Source organism: uncultured Bacteroides sp. (genome assembly GCF_947632445.1).
Lineage (GTDB): Bacteria > Bacteroidota > Bacteroidia > Bacteroidales > Bacteroidaceae > Bacteroides.
The window spans coordinates 1-26,073 of record NZ_CANRPM010000042.1 but is presented as its reverse complement, the minus strand read 5'-3'; the positions used below and the strand labels follow the sequence as shown (position 1 = coordinate 26,073).

Sequence of the window (26,073 nt, the reverse complement as noted above, 5' to 3'; positions counted from 1 at the left end):
AAGACTAACCTTGCTGAACTGTAATAAATAATTTATTTTTGTCCAATAACTGTAACGGTTATTCAGGACTAGTCATTTTCTCAATCAGGGCATCGACATTCGAATCACCCAAATCTTTAGCTTTAGCAAAGCTTTCACAAGCAGCATCCTTCTGCTTCATCTGTATTTGGGCAATACCTATTAAGCGATAAGCTTCAGCATATTGGGGATCTATCTCCAAAGCCTCCTTCAGGATCTTTACAGCTTCTTCATTACGTCCTACCCGTATATTGACAACAGCCAACTCAGCCCGATAAGTCAAATTCTTCGGATTAAGCTCGATTGCTTTCGCCAAATCATCGAGAGCACGCTGGTATTGACGTGCTTTCAAGGCCGCCTGCTCGCGATAGTAATAGAACACATCGTTCACATTTCCCTTCACTGCGTCATAATATGCGTCATAATCGAGCACAGCATTACGTGCTTTTCCCACCTCCATCAGCACCTGCGCACGCTCCAACAAATAGGGAGCGACCTCTTGTGTATAAGGTTTGCTAAATCGGGCCACACAGCTGTCAATTACGGCCAGAACCTCTTCGGGTGATGCCCCCATTGCTTCCTTTATCTTAGCCGTAGTAAAGAGTGTGGCCGCCGAGCCAAGCTCTGACTGATTAACCTTTTCATAAGCTTGCAAAGCACCTGCATAATCGGTTTTCGCATAAAGGATATCCCCCTCTGTTTGCACATATACAGGCAACGGTTGAATGGCAATAGCTTGACGGATTTCATCCAAAGCTTTGTCGAACGACCAATCGCCATAAGATTTCTCGGAATGAGAAAGGACATAATTATAAATCATCTTAGCTCGGCTATAGAAGACATCGTCCTTCTGTGCTGCCACCTTCAGAGCCTGATCCATGTCTTCAATCACGAGTTTCATGGAAGCCTCATCGTCTTCTGAAGTGAATAAACGTTGCGATGCACGACGCAAGTAACCATCAGAACTGTTCGGATACTGACGGATAAAGTCCTCCAATACTTCCATATACTTTTCAGATGAAAGTTGTGAAGAGGCCATATATAAAAATATTAGTGCCTCTTCCTCTGTCTCAGGCAGTGCTTTCTTGATGCCAATATCCTTCAAAGCCATATCATTATAGGACAAAGCTGCAATTTTTTGCGCCATTACGTAATTGGCATCCACTGCATAACAGATGCTGGCCGTATCCTGTCCCGAAGCTTTCTGTGCCAAACCAAAAACATTTCCCTCCATCGTCATCAGCGGACAGCTAACCATCTTGTCTTCCAACTTCATATCAAGAGTATAGTATGAATAGTTTTCAGCCACCTTATCCACTGCTTTCACTTTACCTGCTGTATAAGTACGACTTTTTTGAGTGGGATATGGTAACAGATAAATTTCACTTCCCACTATAGGAGCCGAAGAGGCAAGCACCAAAGCCGATACTTTCTTCTCTGTAATGCCCACCTTGAACTTTATAACATCATACATATCGTCGGCACCCATGATGGCGTCGACCGACATCTCCTTACCTTCGTAATTGATGATGACGGCACGGCGTGCCCCCTTGAACAGAGAGTAATCCGACAAGGCCACTCCATCTTCGCTCACAAAAAATCCGTTACCTGAGTTCAGCATCTTGTCGTCCTTGTCGTAGGTCACGATGGAGAACACGGCACGTTTGGCCTTATCCACCCATTTGGGTTGGGAGAAGACCCATTGAGCCACCAGTGAGATGGCAAACAACAATAGTATTTTCTTTTTCATCGGCATATAATCAATTAATTCGTTGTTTCACTGCTTCATATATCAGGATGCCAGCCGCTACGGATACGTTGAGCGACTCAATGGTTCCCAGCATCGGAATCTTCACCCACTCGTCACATAGGGCCAGGCTATCGTAGGAAACGCCCTTATCTTCGGCTCCCAAAATGATGCACATCGGGCCAGTATAGTCGGCTTTCGTGTAGTTGTAGTCGCCTTTCTCGGTGGCAGCCACGATGTGAAAGCCACTGTTCTTAAGATATTGCAGGGTTTCCTTCAGGCTCTGCTCACGGCACACAGGCAGCGTATGCAGGGCTCCGGCCGAAGTCTTCACGGCATCGGCATTCACCGTCACGCTGTTCTTGGCAGGGATGATAACGGCATCGACCGCTGCACATTCGCAGGTACGGGCGATGGCACCAAAGTTTCGCACATCCGTCACTCCGTCGAGCATCACGAAAAGCGGGTTCTTACCCTGTTCAAAGAGAAAAGGCACGAGGTCTTCCATCTTCTGGTAGGTGACGGCCGATACGAAAGCCACTACGCCCTGATGGTTCTTGCGCGTAATTTTGTTGATGCGCTCCACCGGAACCCGCTGGACGGGTATCAACGTTCCCTTCAGTGCGGCAAACAATTCCTTGGAAAGGTCGCTCTGTATATCTCTTTTCACCAATATCTTATCTATATCCTTACCGGCCTGTACGGCTTCTATCACGGCACGGACACCGAAAATCATTTCGCTTTTGTCTGCCATTCCTTTATCTTATTAGTTTATTTATCCAATTTCAACAAAGCGCGGGCGTTGTTCAATGCGGCCTCAGTCAGGGTAGCTCCGCTTAGCATGTGTGCCAATTCCTCCACCCGCTCGTCATCGGTCAGGAGGCGGATGTGACTGTTCGTCTCCACCTCGTTGTCTTCCTTATATACTTTATAATGGGCCTGTCCGTGCGCGGCTATCTGCGGCAGATGGGTGATGCTGATGACCTGACGGCCGTTGTCGCCCATCTCTTGCATAATGTCGGCCATGCGATCAGCTATCTCGCCCGACACGCCCGTATCAATTTCATCGAACACAATAGTAGGCAACTTGACAGCTCCGGCTATCATGGCCTTGACAGACAGCATGACACGGGCTATCTCACCCCCCGAAGCCACTTGTGAAATGCTCTGCAACACACCGTTCTTGTTGGCCGAAAAGAGGAAGTTCACCGTATCGGCTCCATGTATGCCCGGCTCCCTGCGCACCCCCATCTCCACCTGAAAGCGGACGTTGGGCATACCCAACGGTACCAACCTTGCGGCCATTTGCTGCTCCACTTCGCGGGCGGCACGGGTGCGTGCTTCAGTCAATACCTTTGCCTGTGCGGTGACTTGTCCGAAGAGTTCATTCACTTGCGCTTCGAGGCGTGCGATGTCTTCGTCGGACGACGTAATGGCCGAAAGTTGCAAAGCATAGTTTTCCTCCAGGGAAAGCAGTGCTTTGACCGTATCAACACGATGCTTTTGCTGGAGGGAATAAATGAGATTGAGACGGGCGTTCACTTCGTCGAGACGGGCGGGGTTGAACTCGACTTCTTCTTCCTTGTCGGCCAACTCCTGCGAAATGTCCTTCAGTTCGATATAAACGCTGTCCAGTCGGTCGGTCAACTCACCCGCAGGAGAAAAGACCGAACGCAGGCTTATCATCGTATTCTGACAGTCCTTCAAGGCTTCGAGCACACCGCCTTCGTCAGCGTTCAGTGTCTGCCCGGCCCGATAGAGGCCGGCCTTGATATCTTCAGCATGGGTCAACATTTCCGCTTCCTGCTCCAGTTCTTCCTGCTCTCCCTCAGTGAGATTGGCTTCCTCCAGCTGTTCCAGCTGAAAACGGATATAATCTTCATCGGCACGGCTCTGCTCGGCACGGGCCATGAGTGTCTCCAAGTCCTGACGGACCTGCCGCCAATCGTTGTACAACTTCTGATAGGCCGCTAAATCGGTATCATCGTGCGCCAGCACATCGAGCACGTTCAGCTGAAAGCCTTCCTTATTGAGCAAGAGGTTCTGATGCTGGGAGTGGACGTCGATAAGCAGTTCGCCCAAATCTTTCATCTGCGCCAGCGAGGCGGGTGTATCGTTGATGAAGGCACGGCTCTTGCCCGAAGCATAGAGCTCGCGGCGCAGGATGCACTCGTCTTCGTACTCCAGCTCGTTGGATTCGAAGAAGGACTGCATGCCGTAGGCTGACACGTCGAAGCGTGCTTCGATGATGCACTTCGAAGCCCCCTTGCGGATGGACTTCACGTCGGCACGCTGCCCCAGCAACAAGCCGATGGCTCCCAAAATGATAGACTTACCGGCACCGGTCTCACCCGTGATGACTGAGAAACCATTACCGAAGCTAATGTCCAGCTTTTCAATCAGTGCATAGTTTTGTATGTAGAGCGAACGCAACATAGTATCTTACTCTCTTTTTATCGGTTCAATACTTCGGCCAGTCGGTCAACGATGTCGGTAGCCACTTCGTCCTTCGTCTTCAAAGGATATTCCCTGCGGCCTGCGGCGTCGATAATGGTCACTTTGTTGGTATCGTAGCGGAATCCCGCTCCCTTGTCGTTCAGCGAATTCAGGACGATGAAGTCCAAATTCTTCCGCTTCAGCTTGTCTTCGGCATTCTGCTGTTCATTGTTCGTCTCGATTGCAAAGCCTACCAGCACTTTCCGTTCGGTCGAATCGGCCTTCAGGAGTCCCAAAGCAGCGGCAATGTCCTGCGTAGGCTTCAAGGCGAGAGTTATGTCGCCTGTTTTCTCGCGCTTGATTTTCTCGTCGGCCACATGTTCGGGCGTATAGTCGGCTACGGCTGCACAGAGGATAGCGGCATCCGCCTGCGGGAAAAGCGACGTGGCGGCTTCGTACATCTGTGCAGCCGACTCCACATCGCATCTTTCGGCCATCGGATAGCGAGTGTTGCGCTGCACAGGTCCCGTCACGAGCAGAACTTGGGCTCCACGACTTGCACACTCATCGGCCAAAGCAAAGCCCATCTTGCCCGACGAATAGTTGCCTACAAAACGCACGGGGTCAATCTTTTCGTATGTCGGCCCTGCCGTTATCAGGATAGTCTTCCCTTTAAGATCGCCTTCCTGCGCCGCAAAGTATTGCTCCAAGTGTTGAATGATGTTTTCGGGGTCTTCCATACGCCCCTTACCCACCAGATGGCTGGCCAGCTCGCCTGTACCCGGCTCAATGATATGGTTGCCATAGGAACGGAGCTTCTCCAAATTTTGTCGGGTAGACAGATGAGCAAACATGTCGAGATCCATGGCCGGAGCGACGAATACCGGTGCCTTGGCCGAGAGGTAGGTCGTAATGAGCATGTTGTCAGCAATGCCGTTGGCCATCTTACCGATGGTAGAGGCCGTAGCGGGCGCTATCAGCATGGCATCGGCCCAAAGACCCAAGTCCACGTGGCTGTTCCACGTGCCGTCGCGTTGGGCAAAGAACTCGCTGATAACGGGCTTGCCGGTGAGAGCGGACAGCGTGATGGGCGTAATGAATTCCTTGCCCGCAGGCGTGATGACTACCTGCACTTCCGCCCCGCGCTTAATGAGACCTCGGATGATGTAGCAAGCCTTGTAGGCAGCGATGCTACCCGTAATGCCCAAGACTATCTTCTTACCTTTCAATACATTTGCCATTAGCGTTTTCTTTTATTTCTGAGTCAACTCACGCAGACGGATTTTCGTCAGCATAGCCTTGGTGTTCAGTGTAAAGTCACTGTTCAATATCCAACCGTAATAGCCGGGGTCGCGCTTCAGTACCTCAACCACAGGCATGCCCTTGTACTTGCCGAAGTTGAAAATTTCCACACCTTGGTCGTCGTAAACCATGCGACCGGCAAAGTCTACATTCTTGCTGAAGCTCGAAAAGTCGGATAGAAAGCTCACGTCGTTCTTCAAGTCTTCGGGATAACGGTCAATCTGCGCCATCAACACTTCGTAGGTAGCTCTTGTGTCGGCCTCGGCTGTATGGGCATCCTCCAGGTTCTTGCCGCAATAGAACTTGTAGGCGGCAGAGAGAGTGCGCTGTTCCATCTTGTGGAAGATGACCTGCACGTCGACAAATTTGCGCCGACTCAGGTCGATATCCACCCCGGCACGAAGGAATTCTTCGGCCAGCAGGGGAATATCGAAACGGTTGGAGTTGAAGCCGGCTAGGTCACAACCCTCGATATCATTGGCCACACTACGGGCTACTTCTTTGAACGTGGGGCAGTCGGCCACATCGGCATCATAAATGCCATGTACAGCCGAGGCGGCTTCGGGGATATGGATGCCCGGATTGATGCGCATCGTTTTCGACTCTTCATTTCCATTGGGATAGACCTTGAGATAGCAGATTTCGACGATACGGTCGCTATTGATATTGGTACCGGTGGTTTCCAAATCGAAGAACACCAGTGGATTTTTCAAGTTCAGTTTCATATCATGGATTTAAAATAAGGAAGACAAACGAACGAGTTGGCAAGCCAATAAAGCCATCGCGGAAACAGATTGTTTCCCGGCTTTACCACTTGTCAACTCGTCCGTCCGACAACCTCGAACTATATTCTTATTTAATCGTTCAACATCATTGGCATCAGCAGCATCAGCAAGTCTTCCTTCTCTTCCTGCTCTACAGGGATAATGACACCTGCACGCGAAGGATCGGCCAGTTCGATGGCCACTTCTTCGGCAGAAATGTTGTTCAAAATATCCAACAGGAAAGTAGACTTGAAGCCGATACTCATGTCGGTGCCGTCGTACTGACAATTCTGAGTTTCTTCGGCTGAGGTGGAAAAGTCGATGTCCTGCGCAGAAATTGTAATCTGATTGTTGCACAGGCGGAGCTTAATCAGGCTGCTGGCCTGCGATGAAAAGATTGACACACGACGCAGGGCACCAATCAGCGACTGGCGGTCTACCGTCACTTTATAAGGATTGTTCTGCGGAATTACTGAGTTATAGTTGGGATAACGTCCCTCAATCAGGCGACACACCATGCGGTAGTTCTCCAACGTGAATACGGCGTTGCGTTCATCGAACTCGATTGTCACCGTACCCTGCTCGCGGGCAAGCAGATTTTTCATCAGGCTGGCAGGCTTCTTGGGAAGAATAAAGGCGGCACGCTCGTTGCCATGGGCAGCAAAAGTCTTACAGCGAACCAGCTTGTGTCCGTCGGAAGCCACCAACGTAATATCTTCGGGCGTGATGTCAAAATAAATACCGTTCATCACGGGACGAAGCTCGTCGTCGGCCGTAGCAAATACGGAACGATTTATTCCGTTCAACAAAACCTCTGCATCAATATCCACCCGCACCGCGTTGTCGCCCAACTGTGTCAGTTGCGGAAACTCGTCGGCATTCTGTCCCATCAGACTGTATTTCCCATTCTGATATTGCACGTTTATCTCCAAAGTCCCGATATTGATATCGAAAGCAAGCGGCTGTTCTGGTATTTCTTTCAACGCATCCAGCAACGTCTTGGCCGTAACGGCAAAACGTCCGTCCGCATCACTTTCGTTCACTTCAAGGGAAGTCACCAGGGTAGTCTCACTGTCCGAAGCCGTGACAGACAACGTTCCCTCCTGCAGGTCAAACAGGAAGCAATCCAAAATAGGCAGCGCGTTCTTCGAATTGATTACACGGCTAACGGCCTGTAGATGACCGAAAAGCGCCGTGCTCGACACAATAAATTTCATATATTCGTAGTATTTAAGTTTTTTATATCAACATATTGAAGTTTGCAGCACAAAGTTAACAAAAGAATTTCCTACTGACAAAGAATATGGAAAGAAAAACCAAAGATAATACTTCCTATTTTCCTAAAAAAACGTAACTTCGCCCCGTCAAAAACCAGAAAATACTACAGTTACAATGGAATTTACAGGAAAAATCATTGCCATATTGAAGCCAAGAGGCGGTACGTCCAAAGCCGGCAACGAATGGAAAGCGCAGGAATATGTCATCGAAAATCACGACCAATACCCGCGCAAAATGTGCTTCGAGGTATTCGGAGCCGACAAGATTGAACAATTCAACATCCAGACGGGCGAAGAGCTGACCGTCTCGTTCGACATTGATGCACGCCAGTGGCAGGACCGTTGGTTCAACAGCATCCGTGCATGGAAAGTGGAGCGTGTGAGTGCAGATGCGCAGGTTTACAATATGCCTGCTCCTCCGCCCGCCCCGACTGCAGCGCCGGAGTTCCTGAGCAGCGACTCGGCGGACGACCTGCCTTTCTGATTGCACACAAGAACAGAACACCACCCCTCCATCATCAAGAAGAGACTCAGCCGACCGAGTTCTCTTCTTTTTTTGGCCTAACCGGCCTGGCAAGCCTTTTTTACATCCATACAAATCCATCCGAAGATGCCGCAGAAAGCGGTTCCGCTTACCGGCTGCAAACCGAAACTCAGCAAGGATTCCGCTTACATCCGCCCTGATACAGGTTTATAGCTGGTAAGGAATACGGTGTGTCTAAAGGTATCTACATACATGCATGTCCGCTCCAAGCCAACGACAAGCGCTCCGGCGATTGGGAAACGAATGGGTTACCCGTAGAATTTACATACAGACGTCATTCTGCTGACTCATTCGGATCGACATAGAGAAGTACTAAATTGGGATAGAATACGTTTTCGGCACAACAGAGTTGGATGGACAGCAGGAAATGACGGAAAAAATCGGCGTGAGCCAGAAAGAAAGGCGGCAGCAAATCCCGGTTCAAATCGGGATGAAGTACCACCTCGGCCATGTCCGCCATCACCAACGCCTGATAGTTCGGAGCCAGTTTTTCGGTTGCCACCTTATAAAACGGTTGCAATTCGAGCACGTCGCCTCGCTCTAACGACATCACATAGGCAGCCAAACTCTGTTCGTCGGGCGAAAGCAGCAAGCTATGCTTATAAAAACAGGCGCACGTGAATGCAGGCCCTCCGGTATAACCGGCCAACAGTGCCGTCAACCGATGGTCGGGCAGACGGTAAAGCCTCAGCCCGAACACGCCGGTGGTTGCCGAGAAACTCTTATAGAAAGGATAACGTCCCCGAGAAAAAGAATACAGAAGCTTATGCAGCTCCCCTTGTGCGTGGGCAACATCTTTCACAGATACGTCCAGCACAGTATAAGGTTTTCTGTCAACCGAATCACCAGAAAGAAAACCACAAGACAGCATCTGTGCTTCCGCTTCCGACCAGAAGTAATCGGCCAAAGAGGCATCAAAAGTTTCATTCTCCGTTACAATCAGAGCAGAATCGGCCTGTAACTGCTTCAAGGCACACCCAATCTCCGCTTTTGATGCAGAAAGGGTGCGTGCCTTATAAAGGAAAGTGGAAGCCGGCAGCCTGTCGCCGGAAAATCTTTCCAACGGGTGAGCATCGAAGAAAGCTTCCTTCCAAGAAGTTCCTACCGTATCACCCTGAACGACACCCGCACAGTAAACTCCTTCCTCGGCAAACTTCATATCAAAATCTAACCAAAGCGGGGCATCACCGGCAGCCGACTGAGAAGCAGACCGGGCCGGCCAACGAACATAGACCGCCGTCCTATTCGCTTCCTGTTTTTTCTCGTATGCGAAATGAAATGCACCGAGTTGAGCAAGCGTTTTCTTTTGTTTCCACGCATCAATTACCTGTTCCACCAGACGCTTTTGGAAACTTACAACCAAAAAATCACGTTTCATCCAAACGACCAGGAAACGACCATCCACGAGAGGATAGATTTCTATCGTTTGCCCCTTATAATTATATGTACGCGAAGAAAACATAGCCGAGCCACTGCGGCGAAGATGCTTTTCCAGCGATGAACGGTCGTCAGTCCCCATACGACAATAGAGTACCTGATTGTTCTGAAGATCGGGATGATGAAAGCTGATGACCAGTTCATTCATTCCCCAACTCAAGCCATGATCTTCCTCTTCCATGAACATACGCAGATATTTCTTTACAGAAGAAAAAAGGTCGGAAGCATAGAGAAAATGCCCGTCACGGCTACACGCCATGTTGTCAATATCATTGACTAACTCTACTGCACGGTTTGTTTCGAACACGGCCTCGACATCTTGTGGAATCAGGGTGTACAAATCAAAATTCTTCCGTTCTTTCACGGTATCCATGCGCATAAAAGAGTACACGACAAATCCCGCGCAAAGAAGGACAATGCACACTATCAGGCTGACTCGTATCAAATAATTCGGCTTCATGGCATCACTACTGCTTGATTTTGCGAAAATAAACATTTTCACGAATAAAGCAAAACTATAGCCTAAAAAACAACTAAACAAATTGTTGCCACCGAGAAAGCAGAGACAGCCGGAAATAAGTTTATATCCGATTAGAAATCGAGCTCCAGCCCATCGTAGGCAAAATGGATGTGCGAAGGCAGCTGGCGACTAATTTCGGCATGCAATCCCACACGATGCCCCATGTGGACAAAGTAAGTTTCACGCGCCCCGATGCGACGGGCCGCTTCCAATGCCTCGGGGACAGACTGATGCGAACTATGAGGCGTGGGGCGCAAAGCGTTCATCACAAGAACTTCAATCCCTTCCAACAGGCGATAGGAAGCGTCGGACATAGTCAGCATATCCGTCACATAACCCACACGACCACCGATACGAAACCCCAAAATCGGCAATCTGCCATGCATCACCTCAAAGGGCAATATCTCCGTCGCCTCAATATAAAAAGGTACACCGGCCTCCACCTCGTGAAGCGAAATACGAGGCACGCCCGGATACTTGTGCTCTACAAAGCAGTAGGGCAGACGCATACGAAGATGTTTAGCCGTATAGGCATCAGAAAAGACCGGAACCTCACCAAATCGACAAAAAGGACGCAAATCGTCCAGCCCGCCTACGTGATCATAGTGTTCATGCGTAATGAGCACTCCGTCTATCCGACCGAACCAATGGGAACGTATCATCTGTTCCCGAAAATCGGGGCCGCAATCTATCAGAATGGCAGCGCCATCATCCGTGTGCAGCAGGGCAGATGTACGTAAGCGATTATCCCGAAAATCCGTTGATGTACAGACAGGACAGGTACACCCCACCTCGGGTACTCCGGTAGACGTTCCAGTTCCTAAAAATCTCAGTTTCACAAGTCCTATCCTTTAAATCGTATTTCGTTCAAATGAAGTTCACCTCCGGTTCAATCTCAATTCCGAAACGGTCGACCACAGTTTTCTGTACGGCACGTGCCAAAGCTACAATATCTGCTCCTTCAGCTCCTCCCCGATTGACCAGCACTAATGCCTGCCGATCGTGGACAGCCGCACGCACCAAAGCTTTTCCTTTCCAACCGGCCTGTTCAATGAGCCATCCGGCAGGCACTTTCACGTGATCAGCATCCACCTCGTAACAGGGCATATCTGGGAAAGAAGTACACAGCTCTTTATATTGAGATCTGAGAATGACAGGATTTTTGAAGAAGCTGCCGGCATTGCCCAACCGAGCCGGATCGGGCAACTTGCTGCGGCGAATATCTACAATAACCTGCCGGACATGAGCCAGCGTCACTTCGTCGTATTGCGACAGCGCCTGGCGGACATTACCATAGTCAAGTCTGAAAAAGGGGTGCTTATTCAGACGAAAATTAACATACAGAATGAAAACAGACTTCATGTTCGGACGTTTGAAAATACTGTCTCGATAGGCATAAGCACACTCTACAGCCTTATAGATCCGCTTTCTACCCATTACATCCATCGTTTCCACGGAGTCTATCAGGTCGCATACCTCCGCACCATAGGCACCGATGTTCTGTACTGCTGCAGCACCTACCTCACCGGGGATCAAAGAAAGATTTTCTGCACCATACCAATGATTGTCCACACAATGCCGTACAAAATCATCCCACACCATTCCACCGCCTACGCGTACCTCTACCCAATTTCGGTTCTCATAGGTCACTTCCATTGTCTTGATAGTTGAATGGAGAAAAGTCCAATCATAACGTTTCCGCGTGAACAACAAATTACTTCCTCCTCCTATACAAAAATAAGGGCGAGCCAAGAATGTCCCCCCTTCAATCAACCGCTCCAATTCTTCTACTGAAGCAAATTCGCGAAAATCTGCCGCCTCCGCCTCAATACCGAACGTATTATAAGGTAGTAATGAATGATATTCCATACACGTCACTCCGTCAAACTCCTGTATCTTCGTATTTATATAATTCCCATTCTCCCTTTCTTTTCCTGAAATAGAAAATATTGGAATAGCCATTACTAAGGCCGTTAACTTTCAAGATTTTAGTGGAAGAGCTGTCTTCATTCTTCTGTCCGTAATTAATATTGGAAAGCCGATCGGCAGGCAGCGCAGGCCTAAATACATACCATTGGTCCACCTCAAGTGTCGTTTCCAAAATAGAAAACTCATCATCAGGATCAATCGTTACGAACTGTAAAGGCCGAGAGATATGTTCCCGCTGATAGAGACTATCTACCGCAAAACGGGCATAAAAGGAAACAAAACTGGGATCTTCCTCTTTATCTTCCTCCATTTTCCGCAAGTTGATGGCTTCAAGCATCCACATTCCTTTAACTCGTTCGAAATAATAGCGCTTCACCATCCGCGTCTTCAGAAAAATCCACTCCGTCTGGACAGACGAAAGCGTCGTATCTCCAACCAAATCCATATCGTTTTCATTGTCGAAAAGTAACGTATAGAACGCCTGACCGGCAAAAAGAGGATCATGTTTCCAATATTTCTTTTCAATCTTTAAGGGAGTATCCACATTATAATAAGGAAGAGGGAAGATAGTACGCTGCCGTTGGAATAGAGAATCAGTCGCATAGTTGAAAACGAAATCGTCAAACAGTTCGTCTGCACCTACCGGCTGGGGAGCTTCGTCTACCGGAATTTCATCCAACGACTCTCCTCCACTGATACCGGTCGAATCGCTCATTGCGGTAATTGTACTGAAAGAATCGATGCTTGTCTTGGGGTTCTTGCAAGAGAACAGCAAAGCAAACACCGATAATCCCCATATTAGTTTTCTCATATCCAACAGATCGGCAACGATCATTTATTCAATTTTACCCTCAGCTTCTCCAGCATGTCCACAGTCATGGTTTCCAGATCGTATTGAGGTTTCCAATCCCATTCCGCACAGGCACAGCTATCATCCATGCAATCGGGCCAGCTATCAGCAATGCTTTGCTTCAAAGGATCTACATCGTAAACCATTTCAAAGTCCGGCACATGCTTCTTAATAACAGCATAAATAGTCTCGGGAGCAAAACTCATGGAAGCGATGTTGAAGGCGTTACGATGCTTCAGTCTGGCAGGATCGGCCTCCATCAATGTAATAGCCGCATTCAAAGCATCAGGCATATACATCATATCCATAAGTGTACCTTCTTTCAACGGACAAACAAATTTTTCACCTTTTACGGCCGCATAATAAATATCAACCGCATAGTCGGTAGTTCCCCCACCCGGAGGAGTCACATTCGAAATAATACCCGGGAAACGTACTGCACGTGTATCAACGCCGTATTTGGTATGATAATAATCACTCAACAATTCTGTAGTAACCTTGCTGACGCCATACATCGTGCGCGGACGCTGAACCGTATCCTGCGGTGTCATAACGTGCGGAGTATCCAGCCCAAACGAACCGATTGAACTCGGCGTAAACACGGCACAACCATGTATGCGGGCCACTTCAAGCACGTTCCATAAACCATCTATACCTATTTTCCATGCTAAACGAGGCTTACTTTCGGCAACGACGGAAAGCAATGCTGCCAGATTATAAATCGTATCAATACTATACGCTTTGACAGCCGTTTCAATGGCATTAAAATCTGTCACATCCGCTAATACAGAAGGGCCCGTTTCCTTCAGCTCACCCTTGGGTTCTGCCCCTGTAATGTACCCCGCAACAACGTGTTCATTGCCATAACGCTTACGCAATTCCATCGTAAGTTCCGATCCAATCTGACCAGTAGCTCCAATTACTAAAATATTTTTCATTTCGAACAAAATAAAGTTAGAGAATTCCTTTTTTAAAAAACACGCAAAGATACACACTTTTTTTTCAAAATTCTATCATTCTGTTATTGTTTATTTCAAGAAAAATGATGTCCTTTGCATAGTGTGTAACTAATTGTAAAAAACCTAAAACAAAAAACGTTATGTATGGTAAAATGAAAGAGTTTCTCAGCCAGACACTTGCTGAGATAAAAGAAGCCGGTCTCTATAAGGAAGAACGTCTGATTGAAAGCGCGCAGCAAGCCGCTATCACAGTAAAAGGCCAAGAAGTGCTGAACTTCTGCGCCAACAACTACTTGGGATTGTCCAACCATCCACGCTTAATCGAAGCCGCTCAAAAAATGATGGATCGCCGTGGCTATGGTATGTCATCCGTCCGCTTCATTTGTGGCACTCAGGACATTCACAAGGAACTTGAAGCGGCAATCTCCGATTACTTCCACACAGAAGACACTATTTTATATGCAGCTTGTTTCGATGCTAACGGCGGTGTATTCGAACCCCTGTTTACTGAAGAAGATGCTATCATTTCTGACTCGCTGAATCATGCTTCTATCATTGACGGTGTACGCCTCTGCAAAGCAAAACGCTATCGTTACGCCAACGCAGATATGGCCGACTTGGAACGCTGCCTGCAAGAAGCCCAAGCACAGCGTTTCCGCATCGTTGTAACAGACGGTGTATTCTCCATGGACGGGAATGTTGCCCCTATGGACAAGATTTGCGATCTGGCAGAAAAATACGATGCCTTAGTTATGGTAGACGAATCACATTCCGCAGGTGTAGTAGGTACTACAGGACATGGTGTTAGCGAACTGTATAACATTTACGGATGTGTGGATATCTATACCGGTACTCTGGGTAAAGCTTTTGGCGGAGCTATGGGCGGATTTACAACCGGCCGCAAAGAAATCATCGACTTGTTGCGCCAGCGCAGTCGTCCCTACCTCTTCTCAAACTCCGTTGCCCCTGCGGTTATCGGCGCCAGCATCGAAGTCTTCAAGATGTTGAAAGAAAGCAATGCATTGCATGACAAACTGGTAGAAAACGTAAATTATTTCCGCGACAAAATGACAGCTGCCGGATTCGACATCAAGCCGACACAAAGTGCCATTTGCGCAGTCATGCTCTATGATGCTAAATTGTCCCAAATATATGCCGCACGCATGCAGGAAGAAGGAATCTACGTCACAGGCTTCTATTATCCTGTGGTACCGAAAGGTCAGGCACGTATCCGCGTACAAATTTCTGCCGGACATGAAAAATCACACTTAGATAAGTGTATCGCCGCTTTCATCAAGGTAGGCAAAGAGCTGGGAGTTTTGAAATAAAAATAAACATCCTTCAAAAACAATTAGCCCGAAGATTGACTTCCGCCATCTTCGGGCTAATATTATTCCAATAGTTTCACTAGCTTTTATTGACGCTCGCCCAACTTAGAGTCTACAAAATACAAATTCGAATTACCGGCTCTTTTTATCATTTCCACAATGCTTGAGGCAGTTGCTTCCTCTTCTACTTGTTCACGTACAAATCCCCACAAGAAATCTTGGGTTGCCTTATCTTTTTCGGAAGCAGCAACATCCACCAACTCGTCAATCATCTTTGAAACCCGGCATTCATGCTTATAAACCTGCTCAAATACATCAAGTGGAGTGCCAAAATCATTCGGCACGACATCAATCTTATCTACCTTTGCCGTACCTCCACGCTTAATAATATAAGAAGCCATCTCGAAAGCATGCCCATGCTCCTCAAAAGACTGTTTCTTCAGCCAATTGGCCATACCATTATAACCTTCTTTCTCCATAAAGAAAGACATTGCCAAATACAGATTAGCTGACCACATTTCTGCAGTAATCTGTTCGTTAATTGCGTTTTGTAGTTTTTCCGAAATCATATTCGTTCGTTTTTTAAAATTGTAAACATTACAAATATAACGAGATAATCGCCATATTGTTCGACTAATAACATTTTTTAATCTTAATCTAACAATTAAAAGACTTCTTCCACTTACATGAATTCATCCGAAAGATACCCTTGGGGCAAGGTTCGGCAATTATATTGGGATGCCATAATTTCTCCATAAGCCCCAGCCGAACGCAAAGCTAAAAAATCCCCACGCTTCACTCCATTAAGATCTACCGACTTACCAAACACATCGGACGACTCACAAACAGGGCCAACGACATCATACATCTCCACAGAAGCCTCTGAGGATATGTTTTCTATCTTATGATAAGCCTGATACAAAGCCGGACGGATTAAATCCGTCATACCCGCATCCAAAATTGCAAACTGCTTATTAGTCCCTTGTTTGACATATAATACGCGGGCAATGAGTGAGCCACATTGCCCTACCACCGCACGGCCCAACTCAAAATGCAGCTTCTGGTAAGCCCGCAGTTTCAAATGAGCAGCATAGGTCTTGAAATAGGCTGCAAAGTCAGGTATGAGCTGGCGATTAGGATGGTGATAATCAATACCCAATCCACCACCGACATTAATATATTCAATACGAATACCCTGGGCATCCAACTTCTCCTGCAATTCATTGATGCGATTACACAAAGCCACAAAATCGCCCATATCCAATATCTGAGAACCAATATGAAAATGTAACCCGACAAACTTGACATGTCGCATCCCCGCCGCAAGTTCTATCACACGCTCCATATCCTGCATGCTGATACCGAACTTATTTTCAGCAAGACCGGTCATAATGTTGGCATGAGTATGAGCACCGACATCGGGATTAATGCGGAAGGCGACATTCGCTGTTTTTCCTCTTTCCGCTGCGAGTTCATTAATTACTTCCAACTCCGGCACAGATTCGACATTGAAGCAAAATATATTGTAATCCAATCCCAGATTAATTTCCCAATCGGCCTTTCCTACCCCTGCGAACACAATTTTATTTGCAGGAAACCCCGCTTTGACAGCAGCCTGAATTTCACCTCCACTTACACAATCAGCGCCCAGTCCGCTTTCCCGAATGATAGCCAACACCTTCGGATTGGCATTTGCTTTCACAGCATAATGTACAATAAAATTCTCATAACGTGCAACTTCCGCACGAATACAATTCAGCGTATCACGCAGCACCGCTGTATCATAATAATAAAAGGGCGTGCACAATGTGTTGAATTTATCTATAGGAAAATGTCCTTTCATAAATCACTACAACTTTTTAGTTTTCGCTAAACAAAGCTGCACTCAAAGACTGCAATGCACGTTTCTTGTCTTCCTCACGTATCAGGAATGAAATGTTATAATTACTTCCGCCGAAAGAGATCATACGCACGGGAATATCGCGCATTGCATCGAGTGCCTTGGCCTCAAAGCCCACATTTTCCCACTCCAGATCGCCAACCACGCAAATAATACACATATTACGATCTACGGTGACCGTTCCGTATTTCTTCAAATCGTCCAAAATCTCGTTCAAGTGCTTCACATTATCAATGGATACCGAAACGCCAACTTCAGAAGTACAAATCATGTCGATAGAAGTTTGATAACTCTCGAATATCTCGAATACCTTGCGCAAGAAGCCGTAAGCCAACAACATGCGGCTCGACTTAATTTTGATGGCTGTGATATTATCTTTGGCGGCCACGGCCTTAATTTTCCCTTTCTCGGTATCGTTCGATATAAGCGTACCGGGAGCCGAAGGATCCATCGTATTCAGCAGACGTACAGGTATATTGGCATATTTAGCCGGCTGGATGCAGGTCGGATGTAAAATCTTGGCACCGAAATACGCCAGCTCTGCCGCTTCCTCGAACTGCAATTGACGAACCGGAGAAGTCTTGTCCACCACGCGCGGGTCGTTATTATGCATGCCGTCAATATCCGTCCATATCTGGATTTCATCCGCATTGATAGCCGCACCCACCAGCGAAGCCGTATAATCGCTTCCGCCACGCTGCAAGTTGTCTATCTCGCCATAGGCATTACGGCAAATGAAGCCCTGCGTAATATAAATATCGGCATTCGGATGTAATTCAAGCTGGGCTTGCAGCTTCTCACGAATATAGACGGGATCGGGCTCGGCATTCTTATCCGTGCGCATATAGTCCAAAGCAGGCAGCAATACCGACTTCACGCCGCATTCCTGTAAATAATAATTCATCATTCCCGTCGAAATCAATTCGCCCTGGGCCAGAACTACTTTTTCTTCAAATAAAGTAAACAAGTCTTTCGTATAAGAACGGATATAGTCGAAATGGGATCTCACCAACTCCCGGCATTTCCGCTTATATTCATCCGTAGAATAAAGTTCGTCGATGTGGCGACGATATTTGCTTTCCAATTGGTTAATAATTTCGTTGGCGCCTTCCGGGTTTTTCTTATACAGATAATCCGAAATCTCGACCAATGTATTCGTGGTACCCGACATGGCCGACAATACAACAATCTTACGCTCGCCATCGGTAATCAATTTGGCCACTTCCTTCATCCGCTGAGCCGAACCTACGGAAGTACCTCCAAACTTTAATACTTTCATTTTTTCTTCCTATTAAGTTGTTAAACCTTTTTATTGTTTTTGTTTATTTTTCCGTAGCTTCCTCCCATAGGCGGTGTCCTTCACAGCGGTACACTTTCCCCGGAAATTCATTAAGCAGCTGCAAGTTATGCGTAGTCATCACCACCAACGCCCCCTTTTCGCTAATTTGATGCAGCAAGGTGACGATCGCCCGCCCCGTTTCTACGTCCAGATTACCCGTAGGCTCATCCGCCAAAATGATGCGGGGAGAATTCAGCATGGCACGGGCGATAACTATACGCTGCTGCTCGCCCCCCGACAGTTCATTGGGGAGCTTATATCCTTTGTTGTTCATCCCCACCAGTTGCAGCACTTCCTCTATCCGGTCTTTCCGCTCTCCGCGATGCTTCCAGCCTGTGGCACACAGCACAAAGTCCAAATTATCGTACACCGAGCGATCGGTCAACAATTGGAAGTCCTGGAAAATGATGCCCAATTTCCGGCGCAGCTGCGGAATGTGCTTACGCTTGATTTTCTTCATGTCATACTCCAGCACTTCCGCACACCCGAAAGCAATCTCCAATTCGCCGTAAAACGTCTTCAGCAGCGTGGTCTTACCCGAACCGACTTTCCCTATGATATAGGCAAATTCGCCCGCGCACAGCTCCAGATTGACTTCTTCCAACACACATAGCTCCTGCTGGTGTATCTCCACATCCTTATATCTTATCAGCGTCTCACCCATCTTCTTCAATGTTTTTTCCACCCTGCGCCGTGACGTTCCTTCAACTCGCGGGCAATGTCTTCGATGCGATAGCCTTTCGAGGTCAGCAAGACCAGGAGATGATACAGCAGGTCGGCGCTCTCGTAAACCAGTCGGTCGCCGGTCCCATTGCAGGCCTCGATCACGGTTTCCACCGCCTCCTCGCCCACTTTCTGGGCCATCTTGTTGATGCCCGAACGGAAAAGGGAAGTGGTATAAGAGCCTTCCGGCATTTCGGCACGGCGCACAGCTATGAAGTCCTGCAACTCTTTCAGGAACAAGACCGGCTGCTCGTTCTTCTCACCCCAGCAGGTGTCCGCCCCCGTGTGGCACACGGGTCCTGCCGGATGCACCTGAATGAGCAAGGTATCCCGGTCGCAGTCGGCCTGCACGGAAACGACATGCAGGAAATTTCCGCTTTCCTCTCCCTTCGTCCACAGGCGTTTCCGGGTGCGGCTATAAAAGGTAACCTTACGCGTTTCCACCGTCTTGTCATACGCCTCCCGGTTCATAAAGCCCAGCATCAGCACTTTCGCGGTATCGGCATCCTGGATGACGGCGGGAACCAGTCCGTCCATTTTGTCAAAATCTATGCTCATATCCATTCTATCCATACGAATTTGTTCTGTATCTGCTTTTTACTGTTTACATTCTTATAGATACACCTTGGCGGCAAAGATACGATTTTAAATCGGGAATTTTGATTTCTCCGAAGTGAAAAACACTGGCCGCCAATGCCGCATCCGCTTTTCCCTGCACGAAGGCATCCCGGAAGTGCTCCTTCGCCCCGGCGCCCCCCGAAGCGATGACCGGAATGGAAAGGTGCCTGGAGAGTGCCGCCAGCGCCTCGTTGGCATACCCCGCCTTCACCCCATCGTGATCCATGCTCGTGAAAAGCACCTCGCCGGCACCCCGTTCCTGGGCCTCTTTCGTCCACGCCATCAGCTCCTTCTCCACAGGCACCCGCCCGCCATCGAGATAGCACCGCCACCCGGCGGCCGTCTGCCGGGCGTCCACCGCCAGCACACACACCTGCGAACCGAAGTGGCCGGCTATCTCGTCGATTAATTTCGGGTTACGGAGGGCCGCCGAATTGACCGATACCTTGTCCGCTCCGGCCTCCAACAAGCGGGCCACATCGGCCAACTCGCGGATGCCGCCGCCCACCGTGAAGGGGATGCTGATGTTCCCGGCGATGCGGCGCACCAGCTCCGCGAAGGTCTTCCGCCGCTCCAGCGTGGCGGTGATGTCCAAAAACACCAGCTCGTCGGCCCCCTGCGCGCTGTAGAGGCGGGCCAGCTCCACCGGGTCGCCGGCATGACGCAGGTCGACAAAATGGGTTCCTTTCACCGTCTGCCCGTCCTTAATGTCAAGGCAGGGAATAATTCTTTTCGCTAACACAACTCCGACTTCCTATCCGTTAATTCGTTTATTTTCAAAGAAATGCCCGTAAATCGTCCGGCGTGATGCGGCCTTCATACAAGGCCTTGCCGAAGATGACGGCTGGCACTCCCATCGCTTCCAGCCGGACGATGTCGTCCACGCAGCCGATGCCGCCGCTCGCCACCAAATACATCTCTGCATCGCGCTCCAGCAGCTCCCCGTACAGCCCGAAAGCGGGCCCTTGCAGCATGCCGTCGCGGCCGATGTCCGTACAGATGACCTTTGATATGCCTTTTCGCCGATAGTTGTCCAAAAAAGAGAACAAATCGGCGTCACTCTCCTCCTTCCATCCGCCCACCGCGATGCGGCGATTTTTCACATCGGCACCCAGTATTATCCGCTCCGGCCCGTACTGCTCTATCCAGCGGCAGAACCGTTCAGGATTTTTTACAGCCACGCTACCGCCCGTCACCATCCGGGCTCCGCTTTCGAAGGCGATGTGCAGGTCTTCGTCGGTCTTCACGCCGCCGCCAAAATCGACCACGAGCGAAGTGCGTGTCGCGATTTTTTCCAGCACGGCATGGTTCACCACGTGATGCGAAGCCGCCCCGTCCAGGTCGACCAAATGCAGCCGCCGGATGCCACACGCCTCCAGGCGCACGGCCACTTCGAGCGGGTTTTCGTCGTACACCTTCCTGCGCTCGTAATCGCCCTGCGACAAGCGTACACACTTGCCGCCGATGATGTCAATGGCCGGTATCAGTTCTATCATAAATCCAGAAAATTTTTCAATATACGCTCGCCCACCGCCCCGCTCTTTTCGGGGTGGAACTGGGTGGCAAAGAAGTTGTCTTTGTGCAGCGCCGCGCTGAACGGCACGATGTAGTCGGTCACCGCGGCCGTATGCTCATTCTCAGGAACATAGAAGCTGTGAACAAAATACACGAACTCCTCTTTCGCGAAGCCTCGGAACAGGGGGCCCGTCGTCTTCGCGATCGTGTTCCATCCCATGTGCGGCACCTTGTCTTCGTGTCTCGCAGACTGAAAACGCTTTACATCCGCATCGAAAATACCGAGGCAGTCCACCTGCCCTTCCTCCGAATGGCGGCACAGCAGCTGCATGCCCAGGCAGATGCCCAACAGGGGCTTTTCGAGGCTTCGGATGACGGCGTCCAGGCCGGAGGCACGCAGATAGGCCATCGTCGTGGCAGCCTCGCCCACCCCCGGAAATATCACCTTGTCGGCCTCGCGAAGGACGGCCGCATCGGACGTAATCGCGGCTTCCACGCCCAGGCGGCGCAGCGCGTAATCCACCGAGCGGACATTCCCTGCATTGTATTTTACGACGGCTACTTTCATCACTATTTTTCTTTACCGGATGTCAACGTTTTTCATTCCTTTTTCTGCGGCCTCCGCACGGCATGCGAAAGCACGACCGGAGCGGTTCCTGCATCCGGCGTGCAAAAATAACGATTTATTGCCAAACAACGAAGTTTTCGAGCACAATGTTTCAGAAACCGAGCCAAAACCGTTTCGTTTTACACCCTTCACGCCCCTGCGCCGACCCTTCGACGCATCGGGCTTCCGCCAAAAATCGGGTCGCCGGCGAAAAAAAATCCGCGAAATGCTTGCAGATACAAAATTTTGGCTACCTTTGCAACCGCATTCGCAAGCGAAGGCAAGCGAAACGGCAAAAAGGTGCGGTAGTTCAGCTGGTTAGAATACATGCCTGTCACGCATGGGGTCGCGGGTTCGAGTCCCGTCCGCACCGCCTCCGAAAGGGGAAACACCCTCTCCCCACAAAAAAAATCAAAGCGCATATCTCAGTCTCAAACGCAATATGCCGTGGCTGTGGACGTTTTATGACAATCCGCAATTGCACATGCCGAATACGAACAACGCACTGGAAGGGGTCTTTACAGACATAAAGACAAAACTAAGGGTGCATTCGGGAATTACGAGAATGAGGAGAATGGCACTCATTCAGGAATACATAGCAAGGCATTATTAGACATATCCTCCCTTTTGCATATTAGAGAATATTCTACCCATTTTTATCCTCCCATTTGCATATTAGGCCCCAATAAATAAGGGACAGCATACCTTATCCATAATCGAGTAGGTCGGGAAACGAAAGTTTTCTGACCTACTTTCGTTTCCTTTCCTCTCACGCCACCGTACTTGCCCGTCTGGCAGACCAGGAGGCCGGCCTAAGCTTGGCCAGAGGTTTAGCCTAAGCTTGGCCAGTAGGCTGGCCCAATACTTGGCCGGTAGGCTGGCCCAATACTTGGCCAGTAGGCTGGCCCAATACTTGGCCGGTAGGCTGGCCCAATACTTGGCCAGTGGGCTGGCCCAATGCTTGGCCAGTGGGCTGGCCCAATACTTGGCCGGTAGGCTGGCCCAATGCTTGGCCGGTAGGCTGGCCCAATGCTTGGCCAGTGGGCTGGCCCAATACTTGGCCAGTGGGCTGGCCCAATGCTTGGCAGGTAGGCTGGCCTAAGACCGGATGCGACAAGAGCTATAGCGGACTTCGTCAACTTGCGTCCGGCTTGTCATCCGCCTGATGCGCCTTGCTACTATGTTCCTGTTCGTCAGGCCACGATTTCGCTATTGCTTCTTCTCTGCCGAGCGTCACCACCCGAAACTTGCAAGTCGCTTTGGGGTTCGTCGGCAACTACGCCCCGCGTGGACTTTCACCACAGATGTATGACATGCCCGTCATACCAAAAAAACAGCCAAGTCCCATTCGACTTGGCTGTCTTTTCTTATGGATATTTACCGATTATCTGAAAGATATTCGATAGATACTTTCTTTTGCAGGGCGATTAACGACGAGTTACGGTCATCGGCAGTTTAATCACTACCTCATGGTCGTACATGTCTTTGTAGACCATCTTCAGCGTAGAAGGAACATCGGCAATCGGGTTCGTCTGATCAACAGTCTGGGTTGCTTCGAATGAAAGCGTACCATTACCATCCGCGGGAACTACTTTGAAGTATTCATCTTCTACATTGTTACCATTAGAGATTACGTGAGCTTCTACGAATCTCAAGCCGCCCATCTGTCTTGGGTCTCCTCCGTAAGGCTCGTTCAACCATGCGTTGTATTTTCCGTCTTTTGAGCTGATACCCCGGATAACACAATCAAAGGAGAACTCTGTTCCATTCGGTGTTGCGAATGTGTAGTCCGTACCATATTTCAACTTGGTAATATCAACATTTTCAGCTTTCCAACCTGCAGTTGGGTATGCTTTATTTAATTCCTCATAAGTACCCCAATGCCACGTATAAGTGTCATTGTAGATGCAGTTGAATACGGTATTGAAATCCGAACCCTTTACTTTTACCCAATAGTTTCCTTTTTCGTCTACATATGGATTTTCGTCCTTAGAAGCAGAAGCAATCTTTCCGAAGTTGTAGTACACGGTAGTGGCATGTTGCGTCTCGTTGTCAATAAAGAACTCATCGACCTCCAATACCTTAGCAGGAGTTGCCGTATTGGCCACTTTCTTCGAGCCATCAAAAGCAGCATCGGCAAAGCTTACTTTATACCGTTCAGGATGATCGCTTCCCCAGTTGAATATATCGTTCATACCCATTTTACCCTTTATTGCACTCGAAGCAACCCAGCTTTCGGTATCGTTGTTATCATACGGTGTCAAGTAGCAATTATAAATGCGGTTTGCATCCAGCTGGTTGGACTTCATGGAGAAGCCTTCGCGTTCCACCTCCGTAGGCAGGGTCTTGGTCATGTAGATATCAATGGTAGCCAATACAAACGCTTTTCCCTTGGTATAGATAGTCAGCGTACCTTTGTACGGCGTGCCATCCTTAATCTTAGCCCAATCTTCTCTTTGTGTACCAGCTGTCGTACCGGTGTACTTGGTATAAATATCAGCAACCTTTGTTAAGTCAACAGAAGAGGGATCCAAATTCCAAGTATCAAAAATTACATTACCCGCTGCATCTACAAAGTAAGCATTGAAGATAGGCTTATTGCCAGCTTCATCCAACCAAGTAGCTTCGATAGCTTCTCCAGTCAGTTCAGACAAACCGACAGGTACTTCTGCTGATTTAGCCTTGTCCGGGCCCTCTGTTAAGTCAACACTTGGTACAACTGTTGTATCGAACCTACCCCAGTTTTGTTTCTCACCTACATATACATAGAATGCTTTGCCATCGGGATCTACCAGTGAGCCGTCGTAGTTGACAGCATAAACACGGAAGCCGATAAAATCACCTTCGGCATTCACGTCTTCGGGGATAGTCAGTTCCAAAGAAGATTCGCTTGTCACGGTATTCAAGCCCTTAATATGATAAGATCTCCAGGCATTGACCTCAGAAGGCTTGCTTTCTACGGCACAATCCTCATCCAATGTAACATAGAAACCACGGATGTTTGCGGCGTAAGGTTCGTTATTTACGGTCTCATTGATAGTTACAGTAAACGGTTTACCGGCTTTTACACCATATGCAAGTAATTTTTGTCTCATGTCATTGCCATCCAGCACTACATTTTTACCATTACCCGTTGTGATAGGTTCTGCCCAAGGAGCATATTTGTAATTACCCCTGACGTCTTTAATCATGTCCCATGTCAGTTCCTCATAAGAAACCGGTGTTCTGTCTTCCGAATAAGAGTTATTCTTACCATTCCAGCGGTTATGGATGTCTGCAACCGGTGTCTTGTCTACATTGAAGTGCAATTCGCGTTCAGTTCCTTTAACGGGTGAAGAAAGAGTTAATCCATACTCGGATACAACTTCTCTTCCGTCATGTTCTTCGCTACTTACCATTACAGCATACAGGATGGATTTTCCATCTTTCAGAGTAGCTGCGGCGTTATAAGCTGCTTCATCATAGTTGTCTTTCAGTTTTACAGTAACCTTCCACAAACCGTTCTGAGACACTGTTCTGGTCAACAGCTCGGTATAAGGTTCAATAGACTTAACTTCTACCAAATCACTCAGATCCTCCATCTTGCTGTTCACCAGTCTGATCATATACTCATCCAACGTTGCAGTTGTCGGAGATACACGGATAACAAAGGAGTCTTCGAATGTTTCCTTATTACCCTTTGTAAATGAAATCTCACCGTCCATTCCCTCACCGAAAGTCCAGGTTCTGACAGCTTTGGCAGAAACAAGATCCAAATCTATATATGATGAATACGCACCTGCATTATGACTTATCATTTCCTTATATAAGGATACATGCGTAACCTGTTTCTTCAATAGAGTAGATATTATATCCACTTTGGCATCTACGCTACCTACGATTTCCATTATGCGGTTTGTAATCGCCTCATACATCTCGTCAGTCAGTACACCTGCCCGCAGATCTCTCATCTCATTTTCCAGCTCTTTCACACGGCCTTGAGCTTTCATTATCTCTTCTCTATTCCAATCAACAGAACCCTGCAATGAAGCAATCGCGTCATTTACTCCATTCAGCTGTGACAACTGACCCCGCATAGTTGCCAACTCTGCAAGCAACTGGTCGATAGCATCTTTATTTGTAGCTATGCTATCTTTCATTGATTGGTATTCTTGCAATGCGGCAATCTGTCCTTCTACGACACTCATTCTCTGCCCTAATTCAGCAAGCTTCGCATCCAACTTCTTAATGCTACCGGTCAAAGTCTCATCTGTCTTGACC

At 48.5% G+C, this 26,073-nt stretch carries 24 protein-coding genes and 1 tRNA gene; 5 read left to right on the top strand and 20 right to left on the bottom strand.

The genetic code is table 11. The annotated features are described in order from the left end of the window. Nucleotides 1-58: 58 nt before the first annotated feature. From Q0Z70_RS09245 to dnaN, 6 genes are all read right to left on the bottom strand, one after another. Complete coding sequence (locus Q0Z70_RS09245; protein ID WP_298073855.1) at nt 59-1,768, bottom strand: serine protease; 1,710 nt, start codon at nt 1,766-1,768, stop codon at nt 59-61. A gap of 10 nt (nt 1,769-1,778) precedes the next feature. Further along, on the bottom strand, nt 1,779-2,519 hold the full coding sequence (gene rlmB, locus Q0Z70_RS09240; RefSeq protein ID WP_298073854.1) for a 23S rRNA (guanosine(2251)-2'-O)-methyltransferase RlmB: 741 nt from the start codon (nt 2,517-2,519) through the stop codon (nt 1,779-1,781). Between the two features lie 17 nt (nt 2,520-2,536). Continuing rightward, the gene (gene recN / locus Q0Z70_RS09235) at nt 2,537-4,201 is read right to left on the bottom strand and encodes a DNA repair protein RecN (protein WP_298073853.1); all 1,665 of its coding nucleotides are present in this window, start codon (nt 4,199-4,201) and stop codon (nt 2,537-2,539) included. Between the two features lie 17 nt (nt 4,202-4,218). Beyond that, complete coding sequence (gene coaBC / locus Q0Z70_RS09230) at nt 4,219-5,442, bottom strand: bifunctional phosphopantothenoylcysteine decarboxylase/phosphopantothenate--cysteine ligase CoaBC (protein ID WP_298073852.1); 1,224 nt, start codon at nt 5,440-5,442, stop codon at nt 4,219-4,221. Between the two features lie 12 nt (nt 5,443-5,454). Continuing rightward, nucleotides 5,455-6,228, bottom strand: a complete 774-nt coding sequence (locus Q0Z70_RS09225) for a 3'-5' exonuclease (protein WP_298073850.1) — start codon at nt 6,226-6,228, stop codon at nt 5,455-5,457. Nucleotides 6,229-6,359: 131 nt separating this feature from the next. Next, entirely contained in the window at nt 6,360-7,484 is a 1,125-nt protein-coding gene (gene dnaN / locus Q0Z70_RS09220) for a DNA polymerase III subunit beta (RefSeq protein WP_298073847.1), read from the bottom strand. A gap of 175 nt (nt 7,485-7,659) precedes the next feature. Between dnaN and Q0Z70_RS09215 the strand changes: the two genes are divergently transcribed. Continuing rightward, on the top strand, nt 7,660-8,028 hold the full coding sequence (locus tag Q0Z70_RS09215) for a DUF3127 domain-containing protein (protein WP_298073845.1): 369 nt from the start codon (nt 7,660-7,662) through the stop codon (nt 8,026-8,028). 334 nt (nt 8,029-8,362) lie between these two features. On the opposite strand, the gene Q0Z70_RS09210 is transcribed toward Q0Z70_RS09215, so the two are convergent. The 5 genes from Q0Z70_RS09210 to Q0Z70_RS09190 all read right to left on the bottom strand — a co-directional run bounded on the left by Q0Z70_RS09210 (nt 8,363) and on the right by Q0Z70_RS09190 (nt 13,762). Continuing rightward, nucleotides 8,363-9,985, bottom strand: a complete 1,623-nt coding sequence (locus Q0Z70_RS09210) for a DUF3352 domain-containing protein (protein WP_298073844.1) — start codon at nt 9,983-9,985, stop codon at nt 8,363-8,365. Nucleotides 9,986-10,116: 131 nt separating this feature from the next. Beyond that, on the bottom strand, nt 10,117-10,884 hold the full coding sequence (locus tag Q0Z70_RS09205) for an MBL fold metallo-hydrolase (protein ID WP_298073842.1): 768 nt from the start codon (nt 10,882-10,884) through the stop codon (nt 10,117-10,119). A 28-nt stretch (nt 10,885-10,912) separates the two neighbouring features. Further along, complete coding sequence (gene murB / locus Q0Z70_RS09200; RefSeq protein ID WP_298073840.1) at nt 10,913-11,914, bottom strand: UDP-N-acetylmuramate dehydrogenase; 1,002 nt, start codon at nt 11,912-11,914, stop codon at nt 10,913-10,915. Nucleotides 11,915-11,927: 13 nt separating this feature from the next. Further along, complete coding sequence (locus tag Q0Z70_RS09195) at nt 11,928-12,785, bottom strand: DUF4348 domain-containing protein (protein ID WP_298073838.1); 858 nt, start codon at nt 12,783-12,785, stop codon at nt 11,928-11,930. A 20-nt stretch (nt 12,786-12,805) separates the two neighbouring features. Continuing rightward, on the bottom strand, nt 12,806-13,762 hold the full coding sequence (locus tag Q0Z70_RS09190) for an NAD-dependent epimerase/dehydratase family protein (protein ID WP_298073836.1): 957 nt from the start codon (nt 13,760-13,762) through the stop codon (nt 12,806-12,808). A gap of 161 nt (nt 13,763-13,923) precedes the next feature. On the opposite strand from Q0Z70_RS09190, the gene kbl reads away from it, so the two are divergent. After that, nucleotides 13,924-15,111 carry a glycine C-acetyltransferase gene (gene kbl / locus Q0Z70_RS09185; protein WP_298073834.1) on the top strand — a complete coding sequence of 396 codons (1,188 nt, stop codon included), beginning with the start codon at nt 13,924-13,926 and terminating at the stop codon, nt 15,109-15,111. 86 nt (nt 15,112-15,197) lie between these two features. Here the strand turns inward: kbl and Q0Z70_RS09180 are convergent, their stop codons facing one another. From Q0Z70_RS09180 to hisH, 8 genes are all read right to left on the bottom strand, one after another. After that, the gene (locus tag Q0Z70_RS09180; RefSeq protein WP_298073832.1) at nt 15,198-15,680 is read right to left on the bottom strand and encodes a ferritin; all 483 of its coding nucleotides are present in this window, start codon (nt 15,678-15,680) and stop codon (nt 15,198-15,200) included. Between the two features lie 113 nt (nt 15,681-15,793). Then, nucleotides 15,794-16,954: a diaminopimelate decarboxylase gene (gene lysA, locus Q0Z70_RS09175; protein WP_298073830.1), complete on the bottom strand. Its 1,161-nt coding sequence runs from the start codon at nt 16,952-16,954 to the stop codon at nt 15,794-15,796. Nucleotides 16,955-16,970: 16 nt separating this feature from the next. Beyond that, entirely contained in the window at nt 16,971-18,290 is a 1,320-nt protein-coding gene (locus tag Q0Z70_RS09170; RefSeq protein WP_298073827.1) for an aspartate kinase, read from the bottom strand. Nucleotides 18,291-18,333: 43 nt separating this feature from the next. Continuing rightward, nucleotides 18,334-19,014, bottom strand: a complete 681-nt coding sequence (locus Q0Z70_RS09165; RefSeq protein WP_298073857.1) for an ATP-binding cassette domain-containing protein — start codon at nt 19,012-19,014, stop codon at nt 18,334-18,336. A 5-nt stretch (nt 19,015-19,019) separates the two neighbouring features. Next, the gene (gene hisIE, locus Q0Z70_RS09160; RefSeq protein ID WP_298073825.1) at nt 19,020-19,646 is read right to left on the bottom strand and encodes a bifunctional phosphoribosyl-AMP cyclohydrolase/phosphoribosyl-ATP diphosphatase HisIE; all 627 of its coding nucleotides are present in this window, start codon (nt 19,644-19,646) and stop codon (nt 19,020-19,022) included. Between the two features lie 31 nt (nt 19,647-19,677). Next, complete coding sequence (gene hisF, locus Q0Z70_RS09155; protein WP_298073823.1) at nt 19,678-20,433, bottom strand: imidazole glycerol phosphate synthase subunit HisF; 756 nt, start codon at nt 20,431-20,433, stop codon at nt 19,678-19,680. Between the two features lie 34 nt (nt 20,434-20,467). Continuing rightward, the gene (hisA, locus tag Q0Z70_RS09150; RefSeq protein WP_298073821.1) at nt 20,468-21,187 is read right to left on the bottom strand and encodes a 1-(5-phosphoribosyl)-5-[(5-phosphoribosylamino)methylideneamino]imidazole-4-carboxamide isomerase; all 720 of its coding nucleotides are present in this window, start codon (nt 21,185-21,187) and stop codon (nt 20,468-20,470) included. After that, nucleotides 21,184-21,774 carry an imidazole glycerol phosphate synthase subunit HisH gene (hisH, locus tag Q0Z70_RS09145; protein ID WP_298073818.1) on the bottom strand — a complete coding sequence of 197 codons (591 nt, stop codon included), beginning with the start codon at nt 21,772-21,774 and terminating at the stop codon, nt 21,184-21,186. The genes hisA and hisH overlap by 4 nt, the downstream gene beginning before the upstream one ends. Before the next feature lie 19 nt (nt 21,775-21,793). On the opposite strand from hisH, the gene Q0Z70_RS09140 reads away from it, so the two are divergent. The 3 genes from Q0Z70_RS09140 (at nt 21,794) to Q0Z70_RS09130 (ending at nt 22,915) form a co-directional block, all read left to right on the top strand. Then, nucleotides 21,794-22,135 carry a hypothetical protein gene (locus Q0Z70_RS09140; RefSeq protein WP_298073816.1) on the top strand — a complete coding sequence of 114 codons (342 nt, stop codon included), beginning with the start codon at nt 21,794-21,796 and terminating at the stop codon, nt 22,133-22,135. Continuing rightward, nucleotides 22,113-22,186, top strand: a tRNA-Asp gene (locus Q0Z70_RS09135). Before Q0Z70_RS09140 ends, Q0Z70_RS09135 begins: the two co-directional genes overlap by 23 nt. 468 nt (nt 22,187-22,654) lie before the next feature. Next, a complete protein-coding gene (locus Q0Z70_RS09130; RefSeq protein WP_298073814.1) occupies nt 22,655-22,915 on the top strand; it encodes a hypothetical protein in 261 nt (86 codons plus the stop codon). A gap of 325 nt (nt 22,916-23,240) precedes the next feature. Here the strand turns inward: Q0Z70_RS09130 and Q0Z70_RS09125 are convergent. Then, nucleotides 23,241-26,073, bottom strand: a 2,833-nt coding sequence (locus Q0Z70_RS09125) for a hypothetical protein (RefSeq protein ID WP_298073813.1), incomplete at its 5' end; no start/stop codon positions are given.

Excerpts from the sequence above, each read along its gene's own strand:
- Q0Z70_RS09245 (WP_298073855.1), bottom strand. The coding sequence starts at position 1,768 with ATGAAAAAGAAAATACTATTGTTGTTTGCCATCTCACTGGTGGCTCAA.
- rlmB (WP_298073854.1), bottom strand. The coding sequence starts at position 2,519 with ATGGCAGACAAAAGCGAAATGATTTTCGGTGTCCGTGCCGTGATAGAA.
- recN (WP_298073853.1), bottom strand. The coding sequence starts at position 4,201 with ATGTTGCGTTCGCTCTACATACAAAACTATGCACTGATTGAAAAGCTG.
- coaBC (WP_298073852.1), bottom strand. The coding sequence starts at position 5,442 with ATGGCAAATGTATTGAAAGGTAAGAAGATAGTCTTGGGCATTACGGGT.
- Q0Z70_RS09225 (WP_298073850.1), bottom strand. The coding sequence starts at position 6,228 with ATGAAACTGAACTTGAAAAATCCACTGGTGTTCTTCGATTTGGAAACC.
- dnaN (WP_298073847.1), bottom strand. The coding sequence starts at position 7,484 with ATGAAATTTATTGTGTCGAGCACGGCGCTTTTCGGTCATCTACAGGCC.
- Q0Z70_RS09215 (WP_298073845.1), top strand. The coding sequence starts at position 7,660 with ATGGAATTTACAGGAAAAATCATTGCCATATTGAAGCCAAGAGGCGGT.
- Q0Z70_RS09210 (WP_298073844.1), bottom strand. The coding sequence starts at position 9,985 with ATGAAGCCGAATTATTTGATACGAGTCAGCCTGATAGTGTGCATTGTC.
- murB (WP_298073840.1), bottom strand. The coding sequence starts at position 11,914 with ATGGAATATCATTCATTACTACCTTATAATACGTTCGGTATTGAGGCG.
- Q0Z70_RS09195 (WP_298073838.1), bottom strand. The coding sequence starts at position 12,785 with ATGAGAAAACTAATATGGGGATTATCGGTGTTTGCTTTGCTGTTCTCT.
- Q0Z70_RS09190 (WP_298073836.1), bottom strand. The coding sequence starts at position 13,762 with ATGAAAAATATTTTAGTAATTGGAGCTACTGGTCAGATTGGATCGGAA.
- kbl (WP_298073834.1), top strand. The coding sequence starts at position 13,924 with ATGTATGGTAAAATGAAAGAGTTTCTCAGCCAGACACTTGCTGAGATA.
- Q0Z70_RS09180 (WP_298073832.1), bottom strand. The coding sequence starts at position 15,680 with ATGATTTCGGAAAAACTACAAAACGCAATTAACGAACAGATTACTGCA.
- lysA (WP_298073830.1), bottom strand. The coding sequence starts at position 16,954 with ATGAAAGGACATTTTCCTATAGATAAATTCAACACATTGTGCACGCCC.
- Q0Z70_RS09170 (WP_298073827.1), bottom strand. The coding sequence starts at position 18,290 with ATGAAAGTATTAAAGTTTGGAGGTACTTCCGTAGGTTCGGCTCAGCGG.
- Q0Z70_RS09165 (WP_298073857.1), bottom strand. The coding sequence starts at position 19,014 with ATGGGTGAGACGCTGATAAGATATAAGGATGTGGAGATACACCAGCAG.
- hisIE (WP_298073825.1), bottom strand. The coding sequence starts at position 19,646 with ATGGATAGAATGGATATGAGCATAGATTTTGACAAAATGGACGGACTG.
- hisA (WP_298073821.1), bottom strand. The coding sequence starts at position 21,187 with ATGATAGAACTGATACCGGCCATTGACATCATCGGCGGCAAGTGTGTA.
- hisH (WP_298073818.1), bottom strand. The coding sequence starts at position 21,774 with ATGAAAGTAGCCGTCGTAAAATACAATGCAGGGAATGTCCGCTCGGTG.
- Q0Z70_RS09140 (WP_298073816.1), top strand. The coding sequence starts at position 21,794 with ATGTCAACGTTTTTCATTCCTTTTTCTGCGGCCTCCGCACGGCATGCG.